Source organism: Sphingomonas sp. PAMC 26617 (assembly GCF_000242835.1).
Lineage (GTDB): Bacteria > Pseudomonadota > Alphaproteobacteria > Sphingomonadales > Sphingomonadaceae > Sphingomonas.
In genome coordinates, this window is sequence record NZ_JH594425.1 from 188,070 (window position 1) to 205,201 (window position 17,132).

Here is a 17,132-nt window from a genome sequence, read left to right on the forward strand (position 1 = left end):
CGCTATGATAGAGGGTGCGGATGATGGAAGATACGCATGTTCTCGACACGCCCCCGGCCGGCGCCAATGCCGACTGGACGATCCCGCAAAACTGGTCGCAATTCACCGCCGAAGAACACCGTGTCTGGGACACGCTGTTCGAGCGACAGGCGAAATTGCTGCCCGGACGTGCTTCCAACGCCTATCTACGCGGGCTTGATGTACTCAAGCTGTCCAAACCCGGGATTCCCGATTTCGAGGAACTGTCCGAACGGTTGATGAAGCTGACCGGCTGGCAGGTCGTCGCCGTCCCCGGGCTGGTGCCCGACGAGGTGTTCTTCGACCATATGGCGAACCGGCGCTTCGTCGCGGGCAATTTCATCCGCCGTGCGGACCAGCTCGATTATCTGCAGGAACCCGACGTGTTCCACGACGTGTTCGGCCACGTCCCGATGCTCGCCGACCCGGTGTTCGCGGACTATCTCGCCGCCTACGGTCGCGGCGGGCAGCGTGCGCAGGGGCTGGACGCGCTCAAATATCTCGGGCGGCTCTATTGGTACACCGTCGAGTTCGGGCTGATCGCCGAACCCGAGGGCATGCGCATCTATGGCGCGGGGATCGTGTCCAGCTTCGCGGAAAGTCGCTTCGCGCTCGATGATCCAAGTCCCAACCGGATCGCGTTCGATCTCGAGCGCGTGATGCGCACCGAATATCGGATTGACGATTTCCAGCAGAATTACTTTGTCATTCCCAGCCTCGAGGATTTGCTGCGCGTGACGGTCGAGACCGATTTCGCACCGCTGTATCGCGAGCTCGCGACGCTGCCGGATGTACCGGTCGCGGAAATCCTTCCGGGTGACGCAATAATCACGAACGGAACGCAGGCTTATGCGTTGAGCAAGCGATGACCGATACCCCCAAGGAAACCACCATGATCATCGTCAGCGTGATGTACGAGAAGGCAGAACGCTTCGACGAGGATTATTATCTCAACAGCCACATGCCGCTGGTGCGCGACCGGTGGAAGGCCGAACTGTCCGGCACGCGCGTGCTCAAGGGCACGCCAGCGCCCGACGGCAGCGCGCCGCCGTTCATCATTGTCGCCGAACTTTCCTTTGCGACGATGGGCGACGTGCAGCAGGCGATGAGCGGCGCGCATGCCGCGGAGATCTTTGGCGACGTCGCTAATTTCACCGATGCCAAGCCAAAGCAGATGATCAGCGAAGTAATCGGCTGACCATCCTGCGTCACCCCGGTTTGGTGCCGGGGTGTCGCCGGATGGCGTGCGGGACCCGATACCGTCCTCCCCTTCGTTTCGCGCTATCGCGGCCCCTGGGCGAACGGACCGATCATCGTACCGACGAAGCCCCCCGCCTTGTCGGTGCTGAGGTTGGTCGCATCGACGTTCGCCGCCAGCGTCACCCACGCTTTGCCGACGGCATAGGCAAGATCATACCGTCCCCCATGCGCCGAGATCCGGAACCGGACCGGCTCGCTCACGGTTATCGGTCGTTCCGCCACGATGACCCCATTGCGTGGCTCGCCCGCCCCGGATCGGCGGGCGGCGCGGACGTACGTGTCCCCCCCATGCCTCGTCAGCGCGATCGTCAGGAAGAAATTGTCGTTTTGCACCGCGGCAAGGCCCGCCATCTCGCCTTCGGCTGGCGCGAAGCGCACCGAGGTCGAAACGGTCGCCACGCCATGCTCCTGCCGTCGCGCCACGAATGCGGGCTTGCCGAAATCGCCGATGCCGTCCGCTAGCGGATCGAGCAGCAGGTCGCCCTGCCCCAGCCGATACGGTGCGCCGCGCATCGTCATCCATTCGAGCCCGAGTTTCGCGCCCGCAAACTCTTCGCGCATGCTGTAGCTGCCGGTCAGCGGCGTGGTCCCGGCCGTCGCTATCGGCAACGGTGCCTTGGCGACCCGCGGCACCGCCTGGCCCTTGGGCAGGATCACCGGCCACCCGTTCGACCAGTCGACCGGGAGCAGGAACGTCTCGCGCCCGATGTTGTAATAATCCTTGGCATAGGGCCGCGTGCCCAGGAAGATCGACCACCAGCGTCCGTCCGGAAGTTGCACGAGATCGGCATGCCCCGTCGCGCTGACCGGGTTCGCCCGGCCGACGGGCTGGTCGCGCTGGGTAAGGATCGGGTTGATCGTGCGCGGTGCCGGGACATAGGGCCCCTGTACCGCCGGCGCGCGGAACACGACTTCGCTGTGGTTCACGCTCGTCCCGCCTTCCGCCGCGATCAGGTAATAGGCGTCGTTCACGCGGTAGATGTGCGGCCCCTCGATCCACACCGGCTTCGCCGCGAGATCGACCCCGCCGTTGACGACCATCTTGGCATTGCCGAGCATCTTGAGCCCGACCGGATCGAACTGCTCGATCCACAACGCGCGGTGCCCGTCATACGTCGAGCCGCCGACCGGCTCGCGGTTGTTGATCAGCCACGCCTTGCCGTCGGTATCGAAGAACAGCGACGGGTCGATCCCCTCGACGCTCGGCAGGAACACCGGATCGGACCACGGCCCCGCGGGATTGGCCGCGGTGATCACGAAGTTACCGCCGCATTTCACGCAGGTGTTTACGATGAAGAACCGTCCGGCGTGGAAGCTGATCGCGGGGGCGAACACGCCCTCCGAAATTGCGCGCCCGGTGAAATCGAGTTGCCCCGGCCGGTCGATCGCATTGCCGATCTGGCGCCAGTGGACGAGATCGCGGCTATGGAACACCGGGATGCCGGGAAACCAGGAGAAGGTCGAATTGACGAGATAATAATCCGCGCCAACCCGCACGATGCTCGGATCCGGGTGATAGCCAGCGAGGATCGGGTTGCGATAGCGGTCCGCCGGCACCGCCGCGCCGTCGTTGCCGGAATAAGACACCCAGCCGAACCGCGCAGGCCCTGCCGCCTGCGCAGCACCTGCGACCAGCGCGGTCGCGCCGAGTGCCACGGCGCTGTAACGCCCCGCCGCTAACAAAGCGGTGACAGCACGGACTGTCGTCGAAATCGGTCGGGACATGGCGCGCATCCTCAGTCTCGCCTTGCAGTCGGCGTCCGCAAACCCTATTATGTCTGAGTTATTATGGAAGGGCTTTTCGTGATCGATGGAGCAATTTTGATCGGTGCTGACGTTCGTCAGGCCGATACGCGGTTTACCGCGATCAACCCCGCGACCGGCGAAACGCTGGAGCCGAACTTCTCGGCAGCAGGCCCCGAAGCCGTCGCGGAAGCCGCCGCGCTCGCGGAAGACGCATTCCCGGTCTATTCGACGACGGATCTCACGACCCGCGCGACCTTCCTCGAGGCGATCGCCGAGGCGATCGTCGCGATCGGCGACGATCTCATCGTCCGCGCGATGGCCGAGAGCGGCCTGCCCCGCCCACGCCTCGAAGGCGAGCGCGGTCGCACCGTTGGCCAGCTCCGCATGTTCGCGCAAATGGTCCGCCAGGGTGACTTCCTCGACGCGACGATCGACCCCGCGCTCCCCGACCGCGCACCGTTGCCCCGGCCCGACCTGCGCCGGATCAACCTCGCGATCGGTCCGGTCGCGGCGTTCGGTGCCTCCAACTTCCCGCTCGCCTTCTCGGTCGCCGGTGGCGACACCGCGTCGGCCCTCGCCGCAGGTTGCCCGGTGATCGTCAAGGGTCACCCGGCACATCCAGGTACCGGCGAACTCGTCGCACGCGCGATCGCGTCGGCGGTCCAGTCGAGTGGCCTGCCCGCGGGCGTGTTCTCATACCTGCCCGGTGACAGCAACGCGCTGGGCGGCGCGCTCGTCGCCGATCCGCGCGTCAAGGCGGTCGGCTTCACCGGCTCGCGCGGCGGTGGCCTCGCGCTGATGAAGATCGCCGCCGGGCGGGACGAGCCGATCCCGGTCTATGCCGAGATGTCGAGCATCAACCCGGTCATCCTCTTCCCCGCCGCGCTTGCCGCGCGCGCGAAGGAGCTTGGCGCGGCTTATGTCCAGTCGCTGACGATGGGTGCCGGCCAGTTCTGCACCAATCCGGGTCTGGTCATCGCGGTCGAAGGACCCGATCTTGACACGTTCGTTGCCGCCGCTGGTGAGGCGCTGACCGGCAGCGCCGCGCTGACCATGCTCACGCCCGGCATTCACGAAGCTTATGAAAAGGGTGTCGACCTTCTCGGCGGCCATGACGCGGTCCGCACCGTCGCGCGCGGAGTCGCCAACACCGGCCCCAACCAGGCAGTCGGTGCGCTGTTCGAGACCGATGCAGCGAGCTTCCTCGCCGACCGCGCGCTCGGGCACGAGGTGTTCGGCTCGTCGTCGGTCGTCGTACGCTGCAAGGACCTTGCCGAGGTCGGCCATGTCATCGCCTCGCTCGAGGGCCAGCTCACCGCAACTGTCCAGATCGACGCGGGCGATGCGGAAGCCGCCGCCGGGATCGTCCCGATCATCGCGGGCCGCGTTGGGCGCATCCTCGCCAACGGTTGGCCGACGGGGGTCGAAGTGAGCCACGCGATGGTCCACGGCGGCCCGTTCCCCGCCACCAGCGACGGGCGCACGACCTCGGTCGGCACGCTCGCCATCTATCGCTTCCTGCGCCCGGTCTCGTTCCAGAACCTGCCGCAGGCGATGCTCCCGGCGGCGCTGCGCGACGGCAACCCGTGGGACATCGCACGCCGGATCGACGGGGTACGCGAGGCCTCCGCACGATGATCGTCTCGCTCGTCCAGTTCGACGACGGCGCGCGCGGCGTTGCGGCGATGACTTCCGATGGCGCGCGCCGCGTCATCGGGGTGTCGACGATGCTCGAGCTCGCCGATCTCGCGGTCCAGTCCGAAATGGGGCTGGCCGCGCTGGCGGAAACCCGGCTCGGTGATGTGGTCGACCTGGCGAGCGTGCGGTTACTGACGCCAATCGATCACGCGGATGACGCGCATCTGCTCGTCAGCGGCACGGGGCTCACGCATCTCGGATCAGCCGAGGGCCGTGACCAGATGCACCGCAAGGCGGCGGAAAACCCCGACCCGACCGATTCGATGAAGATGTTCCTGATGGGCGTCGACGGCGGCAAGCCCGTAGCAGGCGAAACCGGCGTACAACCCGAATGGTTCTACAAGGGCGACGGCGCGATCCTCGCCGGGCCTGGCGACGCGCTGACGATGCCGGGCTTCGCGCTCGACGGCGGCGAGGAGCCCGAGATTGCGGGCATTTACCTGATCGCCTCGGACGGCACACCGGTCCGGCTCGGCTTCGCGCTCGGCAACGAATTCTCGGATCATGTGACCGAACGCGGCAATTACCTGTGGCTCGCGCATTCCAAGCTGCGTCCCGCCGCGCTCGGCCCCGAACTGCTGCTCGGCGACCTGCCCGCCGACGTTCGCGGCACCAGCAAGATCATCCGCGACGGGGCGACGGTGTGGGAAAAACCGTTCCTGTCGGGCGAGGCGAACATGTCGCACAGCATCGCCAACCTCGAGCATCACCACTTCAAATATGCCGGCTTCCGGCGTCCCGGCGACGTTCACGTTCACTTCTTCGGCACCGCGACGCTGTCGTTCAGCGAAGGCTTCCAGACCCAGCCGGGCGACGTGTTCGAAATCGCGGCCGCGCCGTTCACGCTTCCCGTCAGCAATCCGCTCGCGGTGGGCGATACCATCGTGCCACAGGTCCGCGCGCTATAAGCGTGTACCGCTTCCGGAGCGCGGCGCGATCGGCTAGCATCGGCGCGACACGCAAGGGAGCGGCATGACCGGAGACGACGACCGCAGCTTCGCCCCGCGCATCCACGGGATCATCGCGCACGACATCGGCGTGGAGATCGTCAGCGGGATGCGCCAGCCCGGCACGGTGTTCGGCGGCGAGATCGAGGCAAGCGAGGCGCTCGGCATCTCGCGCACCGCGTATCGCGAGGCGATCCGTATTCTGGCCGCCAAGGGGCTGGTCGAGAGCCGCCCCAAGGCGGGTACGCGCGTCACGCCGCGCAGCCGCTGGAACCTGCTCGACGTCGACGTTCTCGCTTGGACGTTCGAGGGCGAACCCGACACCGACTTCATCATCGACCTGTTCGAGCTGCGCGGCGTGATCGAACCCGCAGCCGCTGCGTTTGCGGCCCGGCGGCGCGCAGACGCAAACCTCGCCGAGATGCACGACGCGCTCGAGGCGATGCGGCTGTACGGCCTGAAGGACGCGCGCGGGCAGACCGCCGACCAGCGCTTCCACCGCGCGATCCTTGCCGCGGCGCGCAACGAACCGCTCGCGGCGCTGGCGAACAGCGTCGGCGCGGCGGTGCGCTGGACGACGACGTTCAAGCATCGCAAGCACGCGCTACCGCGCGATCCCCTGCCGGATCACGAGCGCGTGTATGAGGCGATCGTCGCGGGCGATGGCAAGGCGGCGCATAACGCAATGGTCGACCTGCTGCGGCTGGCGCTGGGGGATATGGGGCTGGCCGAGCGCGAGTAAGGGTCTTCCCGATGGGGCGGTATCGCCGGGAGATTAACCCGCCCATACCTAAGGGTGCTCCCCCGCCGAAGGCCGGGGGCCAGTAGCAGTGGTCATCGTTATTCGAGCGCAACCGCCCGTTACAACGACCTGCGCGACTGGCCCCCGACCTCCGCCGGGGAAGTCTGGTTCGCTTCAGTGGTTATCCCGCGGCAACCCGCGCGTCTGGGCGATACGCTGATACGCCTCAGAGCCTTCGAGGATCGCGCCCGTCCCCAACTGCCCAACAACCGAACGCTGGATCTCCTGCCACGGCGTCTGCGACGCGGGATACTGATACCCCCCCGCCGCCGCCAGCGCTTCGCGCCGCGCAGCGATCTCGGCATCGTCGATCAGCACGTCGGCAGTTCCGCGATTGAGATCAATCCGCACCCGGTCCCCCGTGCGCAGCAGCGCAAGCGTCCCGCCGGCTGCGGCCTCGGGCGATGCATTGAGGATCGACGGGCTGCCGCTCGTCCCAGACTGCCGCCCGTCGCCGATGCACGGCAGCGCATGGACACCGTCGAGAATCAGATGCGCAGGCGGGCGCATGTTGACGACTTCGGCCGCGCCCGGATAGCCGATCGGCCCCGCGCCGCGCATCACCAGCAGCGTTTCGGGGGTGATCCCGGTTGCGGGGTCGTCGATCAGCCGGTGATATTCCTCCGGCCCATCAAACACCACGACCGGGCCTTCGAACGCATCGAGGTCGCCCGGCGTGGAGAGATAGCGTTCGCGGAATTCGGGCGAGATCACGCTCGTCTTCATGACCGCATTGTCGAACAGATTGCCCGACAGCACGACGAACCCCGCCGCCTCCATCAGCGGAGTCGCGAACGGACGGATAACCTTCTCGTCCTCGATCGCGACGCCGCGGCAATTCTCGCCCATCGTCTTGCCGTTGACGGTCATCGCGCCCTCGGCGATCAACCCCTGGTCGATCAGCTGCGACACGACCGCCGGAACGCCGCCCGCACGGTAGAAATCCTCGCCGAGATATTCGCCCGCGGGCTGCAAATTGACGAGCAGCGGAATGTCGAGCCCGTGCGACTGCCACGTCTCGACCGGCACGTCGACGCCGATGTGGCGCGAGATCGCGGTCAGATGGATCGGCGCATTGGTCGATCCACCGATCGCCGAATTGACGCGAATCGCGTTGAGGAACGCATCGCGCGTCATGATGTCCGACGGCTTGAGATCCTCGGCGACCATGTCGACGATGCGCTTGCCGGTGAGATACGCGACTTCCTGGCGATCACGATACGGCGCGGGGATCGCGGCCGAACCGGGCAACGACATGCCGAGCGCCTCGCACAACGAGTTCATCGTCGTCGCGGTGCCCATCGTGTTGCAATAACCGGTCGACGGTGCCGACGAGGCGACAAGGCGGATGAATTCGGCGTGGTCGATCTCGCCCGCTGCGAGCAGCTCGCGCGCCTTCCACACGATCGTGCCTGAACCGGTCCGCTCGCCCTTGTGCCAACCGTTGAGCATCGGCCCGACCGACAGCGCGATCGCCGGGATGTTCACGGTTGCCGCCGCCATCAGGCAGGCGGGCGTGGTCTTGTCACAGCCGATCGTCAGCACGACGCCGTCGAGCGGATAGCCGTACAGCGTCTCGACCAGCCCGAGGTAGGCAAGGTTGCGGTCGAGGCCAGCGGTCGGGCGCTTGCCGGTTTCCTGAATCGGATGGACCGGGAATTCGAGCGCGATCCCGCCGGCTTCGCGAATACCTTCGCGCAGCCGCTCGGCCAGCACGAGGTGGTGGCGGTTGCATGGGCTCAGGTCCGACCCGGTCTGCGCAATGCCGATGATCGGCTTGCCCGATTGCAGCTCGGCCAGGCTCAAGCCGAAGTTGAGGTACCGCTCCAGATACAGCGCGGTCATGTCAATGTTGTCGGGATTGTCGAACCAGGCGCGGCTGCGGAGCTTGGGGGGTGTGGATTCAGACATTTTCGAAAACTCCGCGTTTGACGCTATCCAGATCGGGATATACTCAGACAATTATAAGATCAATGAGGATGCGTGCTGATGGCGATGGTTCCGACCCGGCAATCTGCCCCCGACATGGTGGCGACGGAGGGTGGCGTCCGCCCGTCCTATGTCAGCGCGCTCGTGTTGCTCGGCACGTTGTTCTTCATGTGGGGCTTCATCACGGTCATCAACAACACGCTGCTGCCGCATCTGCGCAGCGTGTTCGAACTGAGCTACACCCAGACGACGCTGATCGAGAGCGTCTGGTTCATCGCCTATTTCTTCGCGTCGATCCCCTCGGCCAAGCTGATCGAGCGGATCGGATACAAGAAGTCGCTCGTCACCGGGCTGTTGATCATGGCGGCGGGTGCGGTCGGCATGACGCTTGCGGCCAGCATCCCGTCCTACGGTGTCACGCTCGTCATGCTGTTCGTGATTGCGAGCGGGATCACGCTGCTCCAGGTGGCGGCAAACCCCTATGTCGCGGTGATCGGCGCGCCCGAGACCGCCTCGGCGCGGCTCAATCTCGTGCAGGCGCTCAATTCAGCAGGGACGATGCTCGCGCCGCTGTTCGGCGCGTATCTGATCCTTGGTCGCTCGACCAGCGGCACAGCCAAGTCCGGGGCCGTCTTTACCCAGGCGGAACGGCTCGCCGATGCGCAGTCGGTAGTGTTGCCCTATGTGCTGGTCGCGATCGTACTGATCGTGCTCGCGGTGGTGATCGCCCGCTTCCCCCTGCCCGCGATGGGGGGATCGACCAGCCGGATGGCGAAGGCCGAGCGCAGGAACCACTCCTTGTGGAAGCACCGCAACCTCGTGTTCGGCATTCCGGCGATCTTCATCTACCTGATCGCCGAGATCGGCGTCGCCAACCTGTTCGTCAACTTCGTCAGCCAGCCCGAGATCGCCGACCTGACGCATGAGCAGGCCGGGCGTTACCTGACGTTCCTGTGGGGCGGGATGATGATCGGGCGGTTCGTCGGCTCGTTCATCATGCAGAAGATCCCCGCCGAAACGGTGCTCGCCGCTTTCTCGATCGGGGCGTTCGTCGTGATGCTCGTCACCGTGTTCACGACCGGGCCCGTCGCGATGTGGGCGCTGATCCTCGTCGGTCTGTTCCACTCGATCATGTTCCCGACGATCTTCACGCTCGGGATCAAGGGGCTCGGACCGTTGACCGAGGAGGGTTCAGGGCTGCTGATCATGGCGATCGCGGGGGGCGCGCTTGTCGTGGTGCAGGGCAAGCTTGCGGACATGTACGGGTTGCAGGCTTCGTTCCTGCTGACCGCGGCGTGCGAGCTGTATGTGCTGTTCTACGCGCTATGGGGGTGCCGGACGACGGAAAGCACCCCGGTGCCGGGCCAGCAACTCGACGACTGACGCTGCGACCACGCGTCGCGTTGCGATCCTTCGTCATCCCGGCAGGGAGCCGATGTGACGAAACCGGGCTTCCCGCTGGGGGAATCGTGTTCCTGGCCACCGCCATCCTACGAGGTGCCACGGGCGTTCAGCTCTTCGCCGTTTCCCGCCGCCAAACGTCCCAGTCTGCCTCGGTCGAACACGTAACGGTCCGGCCTGCGCCCTTGAGCCATCCACCCGGCAGCGCGGCGAGCTCGCGCTTGAGCGTCGACGCATCGCCCGTGCCGCAATGGATCGCGGCCAGATCACGCCCCATCGCCGCGAACAGATTGGCGTGGAGGGCGGGTGAGAGCGTCTCGAAGTCGATCTTGCTGCTGTTCGGACCAAGCCGTCGGACGACATGGTCCGTGCCGTAGCGCAACGTCGCATCAGGCGAGCGGTAACGACCGTGAGCCAGCCGGTCCGCGAGCCCGGCTTCCTGTCCGCTTCCCCAGGCCGACGGCAACACCGCCTTGATCTCGGCTGCGACCGGCCCGCCGCGCCACGCCCCCATCGCGACGAAGCGCGGGCGACCGAGGCTGCCGACGCCTGCCGACCGCGCCGCGATCGTCGCTGCTTCAACCGGTCCAAGCGCTGCCATCAACGGCTGCTCGAACGCGCGCGGGTTGCATATAGCGGGCGGAGCCGCTTCTAGCTTCGCCCAATAGGCCGCGCGCTGCTTGTCGGTCGCGGCGAAGGCGTCGCGCAGCCACAGATGGTCGCGTTCGAGTACGAAGGCGTTCGGCGCGGCGAGCCCCTCGGCGTAGCCGGCGAGCACCGCGTCAGCGATCTCGCCGGCGCGCGTATCGTCGAGCGCGAGGATCAGGCTCGTCGCGAGCCGCACGAGATCGAACGGCCATGGCGCATGCGCCGCTTCGTCGAAATCGTTGACGCCCCACACCAGCCGCATCTGCGCATCGCGCCACAGGCCGAAATTGCCCGCGTGTGAATCGACCACCGCGCCAACCCGAGTGGCGGCGATCAGGTCGGGGCACAGCGTCGGCGCGGTTTCGGCCCAGCGGAAGCAGGTCGCGCGGAGGAACTGGAACGGCGACTTTCGCATCTTGCGATGCTTTTCGGCCAGGTCCGCAGCGACCACGGCGGTGCCGAGCGAAGCGACGAGCGCGGCTTCGTAGCGGTCGACCGACGCGACGATATCGGAATGATCCCTGGGCATGCCCGGCAGCATAGGACGCGCAGCTCCCCGCGCAACGCTACGGGTTGATCGTCACCGGTTCGTAGCGCGGGTTGAGCAGATGCGTCACCAGCAGCGCGAGCAGATACGCCAGCCCGCAGGCGATGAAGAACGGCTGGTAGCTCCCGACCGTATCGAGCAGCAACCCGAGCGACTTGGATGCGATGAAACCGCCCGCCGCGCCCGCGAACCCGCCGAGACCGACCAACGTCCCCTGCGCGTAGCGCGGGAACAGGTCGCCCGGGAGCGAGAAGAGGTTGGTCGAGAACCCCTGATGCGCCGCGCAGGCAAGGCCGATGAAGGCGACCGCGATCCAGATGTTGCTCGCCTGCACCGCGAACATCACCGGGAGCGCGAAAAGCGCGCAGACGAACATCGCCCGCTTGCGCGCGCGGCCCGTCGCGACCCCGCGCTTGAGCAGGTGCGACGAATACCAGCCCCCCGAAATCGCCCCGAAATCGGCGAGGATGTAGATCGCCACCAGCGGCGGGCCGAAGCTCTTCAGGTCGTAGCCATATTGCTTGCTGAAGAAATCGGGGAGCCAGAACAGGAACGTCCACCACACCGGGTCGATCAGGAACCGCCCCGCCATATAGGCCCAGGTCTCGCGGTGGCGCAGCACGCTGCGGAAGGTCGCGCGACCGACGTCGACCGACGGCTCGGTCTCGATCCAGGCACGTTCCTCGGGCGTCAGCCGGGGGTGGTCGGCCGGCTTGCGGTACAGCCAGAACCACAGGCCCAGCCACACGACGTTGAACAGCCCGGTCACGATGAACGCCCAGCGCCAGTTGAGCGCGAAGGTCACGACCAGCAGCGAGACGAGCAGCGGCGTCACCACCGCGCCGACGTTGGCGCCGGCGTTGAAGATACCGATCGCGAGTGCGCGCTCCTTCTTGGGGAACCACTGCGACACCGCCGCCAGCGCGGATGGGTAGGTCCCCGCCTCGCCCAGCGCGAGCGGGATGCGGGCGATGACGAAGCCGGTCGTGCTCGTCACCAGCACCTGCGCGAGATGGCCGATCGTCCAGGTCGCGACCGCCAGCAGATAGCCCGTCTTCGCGCCGATCCGGTCGATCAGCCAGCCGAAGAACAGGAAGCCGAAGCCGTAGCAGACCTGGAAATAGCCGGTGATGTCGCCATAGCCGGTGTTGGACCAGCCGTAGGTCGCCGACAGCTCGGGCTTGAGCACGCCGAGCACGAGCCGGTCGATGTACGACAGGACGACCGCGGCGAACAGGAGCCCGCAGATGATCCAGCGGACTCGCCCGCGCGGGCGGGGGACGGCGTGTTCGGCGGTCTCGGGGGCCGTCGCGATCTGATCGCCCAAGGTGGTCATCGTTGCACAGGCGGACGGGGGGAAATCATGCGCGGTTCCTCAGGCGATTTCGAGTTGGGCGGTCTTGAGATCGGCCGAGCTGGGGCCCGCCATGATGTCGAACAGACCGGGTTCGACGACTTCGTGCATCTCATTGTTCCACAAGGAGAAAGCGTCCGGTGCGAGCTGGAAGCGGAGCGTCCGCCGCTCGCCGGGCTTGAGCGTAACCCGTTCGAATCCCTTCAATTCCTCGACCGGGCGCGTCACCGACGAAACCTGGTCGTGAACGTAGAGCTGGACCACTTCGTCCCCTGTTCGGTCACCGATGTTGGCGACGTCGACCTCGACGCTCACCGTGTCGCCGACGCCGATCCGCGCGGCCGACAGGCGGGGCGCGCCGACCTCGAACCGGGTGTAGCTCAGCCCGAACCCGAACGGAAACAAGGGGCGCGCGTCCTTGAACAGATAGCCGCGCCGCGCGGACGGTTTCTCGTTGTAATACAAAGGCACCTGCCCGACCTCGCGGACGACGCTGACCGGCAGTTTCGCGCCCGGATTGATGTCGCCGAACAGCGCCTCCGCGATCGCGGTGCCGCCTTCCTGCCCGACATACCAGCATTCGAGCAGCGCATTCGCCCCGCGCACCACATTCGGCCATGACGGCGGGCGCCCGTTGATCGCCACGACCACGACCGGCTTGCCGGTCGCCTTCAATGCGTCGAACAAGGCGTTCTGCTCGCCGAGCAGGTCTAGGTCGATCCGGTCGCCGAGATGCGTTTTCGCATAGCCTTCGCGGCTGGTCTGCTCGGTATCGCCGATCGCGAGCAGCACGATGTCGCACCCTTGCGCCACCGCGACCGCCTCCGCGATCAGCGCGCGGTTCTTCGCGGGATCGCCGAGCAGCACCGCGTTCGCCGACCGGTCCTCGCTTTGCGTGATGAAGACGCCCTGTGCGTGGACGACCTCGGCCTTTCCCGCGAGCCGCGCGCGGACGCCTTCGAGCAGCGAGACCGTCTGCCGCGGGATCGACGAATAACCGCCGAGCCGCGCGACCGCCGCGTTCGGGCCGATCACCGCGACACGCTTGTGCCTGCCCGCGGTGAGCGGGAGCGTGCCGTCGTTGACGAGCAACGCGATCGACCGCCGCGCCGCTTCCAGCGCAAGCGCGCGTGCCTCGGCGTTGGCGGTGAGCTTCGCCGCCGCGGCGGGGTCGACCGGCCCCGCCTCGAACAGCCCTGCGCGGAACTTCATCCGCAGCATGTGCGCGCACGCCGCATCGACCAACGCAACCGGCACCTTGCCCCCGCGCACCGCCGCCGCGAGCCCGCGATAGGCGACGCCGTCGGGCAGGTCGCAATCGACCCCCGCCTGCAACGCGAGCAACGCCGCGCCGTCCATATCCTTCGCAAGATGGTGGAAATAGGAGAGCTCGGGGATAGCCGCATAATCGCTGACGATCGCGCCATCGAAGCCCCATTCGCCGCGCAACACGTCGTGCAGCAGCCAGCGATTGGCGTGGCTCGGGACGCCGTCGATCTCGTTATACGACGGCATCACCGCGCCGATCCCGATGCGCTTGACCACCGCGCGGAACGGCGGGAAGAAATCGGAGCGCAATTCGCGCTCGCCGAGCGCAGCGGGCGCGACATTGTCCCCCGCCATCGGCTGGCCGTGCCCGGTCATGTGCTTCAAGGTGGCGAACACCTTGCCCGGCGCGAGCGTCTTGCCCTGCCCCTGCAACCCGGTGACCGCAGCGACCCCCATTTCCCCGCAGAGATACGGATCCTCACCGAACGTCTCCTCGATCCGCCCCCAGCGTGGATCGCGCGCGATGTCGACGACCGGCGACAGCGCGAGCACCGTCCCGTGCGCGCGGACCTCACGCCCGATCACCGCATTGACCCGCTCGACCAGACCGCGGTCGAACGACCCGGCGAGCGCGATCGCCTGCGGGAAGCTGGTCGCCTCGGGCGCCATATAGCCGTGGAGCGCTTCCTCGTGGAACAGGATCGGGATGCCGAGCCGGGTCCGCGTCCGCGCCCAATCCTGCGCGGCATTGACGAAGGCGATCGTATCGGCGGGCTTGCGCCAGCGCCCGGTAACGTCCGTGCCGGTATTGTTCGCGGTCGCCGCGCCGCCGCGATCCGACGGGCGTGCGATCTGGCCAATGCCGTTGGGATAAGCGGTATCCGCGCGCGTGGGCGCAAAGGCGCTGGCGTCGTCCATCACGTCGCGCTTCGCGGTCGACAGCGTAATCAACTGCGCAACCTTCTCCTCGAGCGTCATCCGCCCGAGCAGGTCGCTGACGCGAAGATCGACCGGCGCGCGGCGGTCGCGATAGACCGGCTGCGTCGCGGCGCGGACGCCACCCGGAAGAAGCCCAAGCGCGGAGACCGAGGCGGTCCAGCGCAACACGTCGCGGCGAGTCGTCACGCAGCAGCCCCGCGCGTCGATTTCGCGCGATCACAGGGGCCTTTGCCCCCTTGCTTGCCTGCGACCAGACCCATCCGCATCCTTCCCGTTCGACGTCAACGTGGCATTGCTGGCGATGCCTTCGTTGTGTTAGCGTTATCATGCGTCAGGCGTCGTCGTTCTGTCAACGACCGCGCGGCAGACCGACGACCGGACCAATCCGGCGGGCGACGACGGAGGGTGATGATGGACATGCGCAACCTGGTGAAACGGACGATCGTCGCGGCGTTGCTCGCGGGCGTTGCCACCCCCGCCTTCGCTGAAGACGGCTATGATCTCTGGCTGCGCTATCGTCCGCTCGCCGCCGCGCAAGGGACCGACACCGCCGCAATCACCGTTCTCGGCGACACGCCGACGCTGCGGGTCGCGGGTGCGGAACTGACGCGCGGCCTGTCCGGTCTGTCGGCGCATCCCGTTCCGCTGGTTGCCGATGCGCGCGCGGGTGCGATCGTCCTTGCGGTGAGCAGCGCGCCGCAGCTTGCCGCGCTCAGGCTGCCGACCGAGGCGCTCGGGCAGGAAGGCTATCTCGTCCGCGCGGTCGATCTCGACGGCCGCCGCGTGACGCTCGTCACCGCGAACACCGATCGCGGGGTGCTGTATGGCGCGTTCGCCTTGCTCCGCTGGGTCCAGACCGGCCATCCGCTTGCCGAGGTCGACCTGTCTTCCACCCCGCACGTCGCGCTGCGGGTGCTCGATCATTGGGACAATCTCGATGGGACGGTCGAGCGCGGCTATTCGGGCCAGTCGCTGTGGGACTGGTGGACGCTCCCCGACTATCGCGACCCGCGCTACACCGATTATGCGCGCGCCAATGCCTCGATCGGGATCAACGGCAGCGTCCTCAACAACGTCAACGCCAAGGCCGAAAGCCTGACCCCGTTCTATATCGCCAAGGCGGCGGCGCTTGCGGACATCTTCCGGCCCTACGGGATCAAGGTCTATCTCTCGGCGCGCTTCTCCGCACCGATCGAGCTTGGCGGCCTCAAGACCGCCGATCCGCTCGATCCGCAGGTCGCGGCGTGGTGGCGCGCGAAGGCGGACGAGATCTACCGCGCGATTCCCGATTTCGGCGGCTTTCTCGTGAAGGCCAATTCGGAAGGCCAGCCCGGCCCGCAGGATTACCACCGCACGCATGCGGACGGCGCGAACATGCTCGCCGCAGCAGTCGCGCCGCACCACGGAATCGTGATGTGGCGCGCGTTCGTCTACGCGCAGGAAAACGCCGAGGATCGCGCCAAGCAGGCGTATGACGACTTCCATCCGCTCGACGGGAAGTTCGCGTCGAACGTGATCGTCCAGGTCAAGAACGGCGCGATCGACTTCCAGCCGCGCGAGCCGTTCCATCCCTTGTTCGGCGCGATGCCAAAGACGCCGCTGATGATGGAATTCCAGATCACCAAGGAATATCTCGGCCAGGCGACGCACCTCGCCTATCTCGGCCCGATGTTCGAGGAGACGCTGCGGAGCGATACGCTCGCACACGGCAAGGGATCGACCGTCGCGCGCGTGGTCGACGGGACGCTCGACCGTCATGCGCTGACGGGCATGGCGGGGGTCGCCAATATCGGGCGCGACCGCGACTGGTCGGGATCGACCTTCAACCAGGCGAACTGGTTCGCGTTCGGGCGGTTCGCGTGGAACCCCGACGACAGTGCGGACGCGATTGCGCGCGACTGGGCGGCGATGACGTTCGAGCCCGCGCCCGCGGTGGTCGGCCCGGTAGTGAAGATGATGGCGGGCTCGCGCGAGGCGGTGGTCGACTACATGACCCCGCTCGGGCTCGCGCATGTGATGGCGACCGGGCATCATTACGGGCCGGGGCTGTGGATCTCCGATCTCAAGCGGCCCGAATGGAACCCCTATTATTATCATCGCGCGACCCGCGACGCCGTCGGGGTGGAGCGCGGGCCGAAGGGCAATGCCGCGACCGCCCAATATGCGCCCGCGCTGGCGCGGCTGCTGGCCGACCCGAAGACGACGCCCGAGCGCGACCTGTTGTGGTTCCACCGCGTGCCGTGGACGTACCGGCTGAAATCGGGCGAGACGGTGTGGCAGGGGATGGTCGGCGATTACGATCGCGGCGTCGGCTATGTCGCCGGGATGCGCGCGGACTGGGCGGCGCTTCGCCCGCGGATCGACGCCGAACGCTTCGCCAAGACCGAGAGCTTCCTCGGCGTGCAGCAGCGCGAGGCGCAGTGGTGGCGCGATGCGAGCCTGTCCTACTGGATGTCGGTCAACGCGCTTCCGCTCCCGGCGGGCGTGCGCGCGCCCGCGCATGACCTCGCCTGGTACAAGGCGCAGCGGTTTCCTTACGCCCCCGGAAACCCCTGACTTGCCGAGAGCGTAAGG

The 17,132-nt window shown here is 66.9% G+C and carries 12 protein-coding genes; 7 read left to right on the forward strand and 5 right to left on the reverse strand.

Annotation, left to right across the window (positions count from 1 at the left end):
• Positions 1-20: 20 nt before the first annotated feature.
• Together phhA and RH91_RS00845 are read left to right on the forward strand one after the other, a co-directional pair.
• Positions 21-887, forward strand: a complete 867-nt coding sequence (gene phhA, locus RH91_RS00840) for a phenylalanine 4-monooxygenase (protein WP_010160571.1) — start codon at positions 21-23, stop codon at positions 885-887.
• Positions 884-1,216, forward strand: a complete 333-nt coding sequence (locus tag RH91_RS00845) for an EthD family reductase (RefSeq protein ID WP_010160572.1) — start codon at positions 884-886, stop codon at positions 1,214-1,216. The genes phhA and RH91_RS00845 overlap by 4 nt, the downstream gene beginning before the upstream one ends.
• 83 nt (positions 1,217-1,299) lie before the next feature.
• Here the strand turns inward: RH91_RS00845 and RH91_RS00850 are convergent, their stop codons facing one another.
• Positions 1,300-3,003 (reverse strand): glycoside hydrolase family 43 protein, encoded by a 1,704-nt coding sequence (locus tag RH91_RS00850; protein WP_157136813.1) that lies wholly within the window; start codon positions 3,001-3,003, stop codon positions 1,300-1,302.
• Between the two features lie 78 nt (positions 3,004-3,081).
• Between RH91_RS00850 and RH91_RS00855 the strand changes: the two genes are divergently transcribed.
• The 3 genes from RH91_RS00855 (at position 3,082) to RH91_RS00865 (ending at position 6,411) form a co-directional block, all read left to right on the forward strand.
• Positions 3,082-4,662 (forward strand): aldehyde dehydrogenase (NADP(+)), encoded by a 1,581-nt coding sequence (locus RH91_RS00855; protein ID WP_029623493.1) that lies wholly within the window; start codon positions 3,082-3,084, stop codon positions 4,660-4,662.
• Complete coding sequence (gene araD1, locus RH91_RS00860) at positions 4,659-5,630, forward strand: AraD1 family protein (RefSeq protein WP_010160575.1); 972 nt, start codon at positions 4,659-4,661, stop codon at positions 5,628-5,630. Before RH91_RS00855 ends, araD1 begins: the two co-directional genes overlap by 4 nt.
• Positions 5,631-5,694: 64 nt before the next feature.
• Positions 5,695-6,411 carry a FadR/GntR family transcriptional regulator gene (locus tag RH91_RS00865; protein WP_010160577.1) on the forward strand — a complete coding sequence of 239 codons (717 nt, stop codon included), beginning with the start codon at positions 5,695-5,697 and terminating at the stop codon, positions 6,409-6,411.
• A 174-nt stretch (positions 6,412-6,585) separates the two neighbouring features.
• Here the strand turns inward: RH91_RS00865 and RH91_RS00870 are convergent, their stop codons facing one another.
• Complete coding sequence (locus tag RH91_RS00870; protein ID WP_010160578.1) at positions 6,586-8,382, reverse strand: IlvD/Edd family dehydratase; 1,797 nt, start codon at positions 8,380-8,382, stop codon at positions 6,586-6,588.
• A 114-nt stretch (positions 8,383-8,496) separates the two neighbouring features.
• Here RH91_RS00870 and RH91_RS00875 point away from each other — a divergent pair, with 114 nt between their 5' ends.
• Positions 8,497-9,783: a sugar MFS transporter gene (locus tag RH91_RS00875; RefSeq protein WP_442852549.1), complete on the forward strand. Its 1,287-nt coding sequence runs from the start codon at positions 8,497-8,499 to the stop codon at positions 9,781-9,783.
• A 127-nt stretch (positions 9,784-9,910) separates the two neighbouring features.
• Here RH91_RS00875 and RH91_RS00880 read toward each other — a convergent pair whose 3' ends face one another.
• The 3 genes from RH91_RS00880 to RH91_RS00890 are packed head-to-tail and all read right to left on the reverse strand — an operon-like array spanning position 9,911 to position 14,744.
• Complete coding sequence (locus RH91_RS00880) at positions 9,911-10,978, reverse strand: DUF2252 family protein (protein ID WP_232283362.1); 1,068 nt, start codon at positions 10,976-10,978, stop codon at positions 9,911-9,913.
• 37 nt (positions 10,979-11,015) lie between these two features.
• On the reverse strand, positions 11,016-12,332 hold the full coding sequence (locus RH91_RS00885; protein ID WP_051116658.1) for an MFS transporter: 1,317 nt from the start codon (positions 12,330-12,332) through the stop codon (positions 11,016-11,018).
• Positions 12,333-12,371: 39 nt separating this feature from the next.
• Entirely contained in the window at positions 12,372-14,744 is a 2,373-nt protein-coding gene (locus RH91_RS00890; RefSeq protein WP_010160582.1) for a glycoside hydrolase family 3 N-terminal domain-containing protein, read from the reverse strand.
• 222 nt (positions 14,745-14,966) lie between these two features.
• Between RH91_RS00890 and RH91_RS00895 the strand changes: the two genes are divergently transcribed.
• Positions 14,967-17,114 (forward strand): alpha-glucuronidase family glycosyl hydrolase, encoded by a 2,148-nt coding sequence (locus RH91_RS00895; RefSeq protein WP_010160583.1) that lies wholly within the window; start codon positions 14,967-14,969, stop codon positions 17,112-17,114.
• The last annotated feature ends 18 nt before the right edge of the window (positions 17,115-17,132 follow it).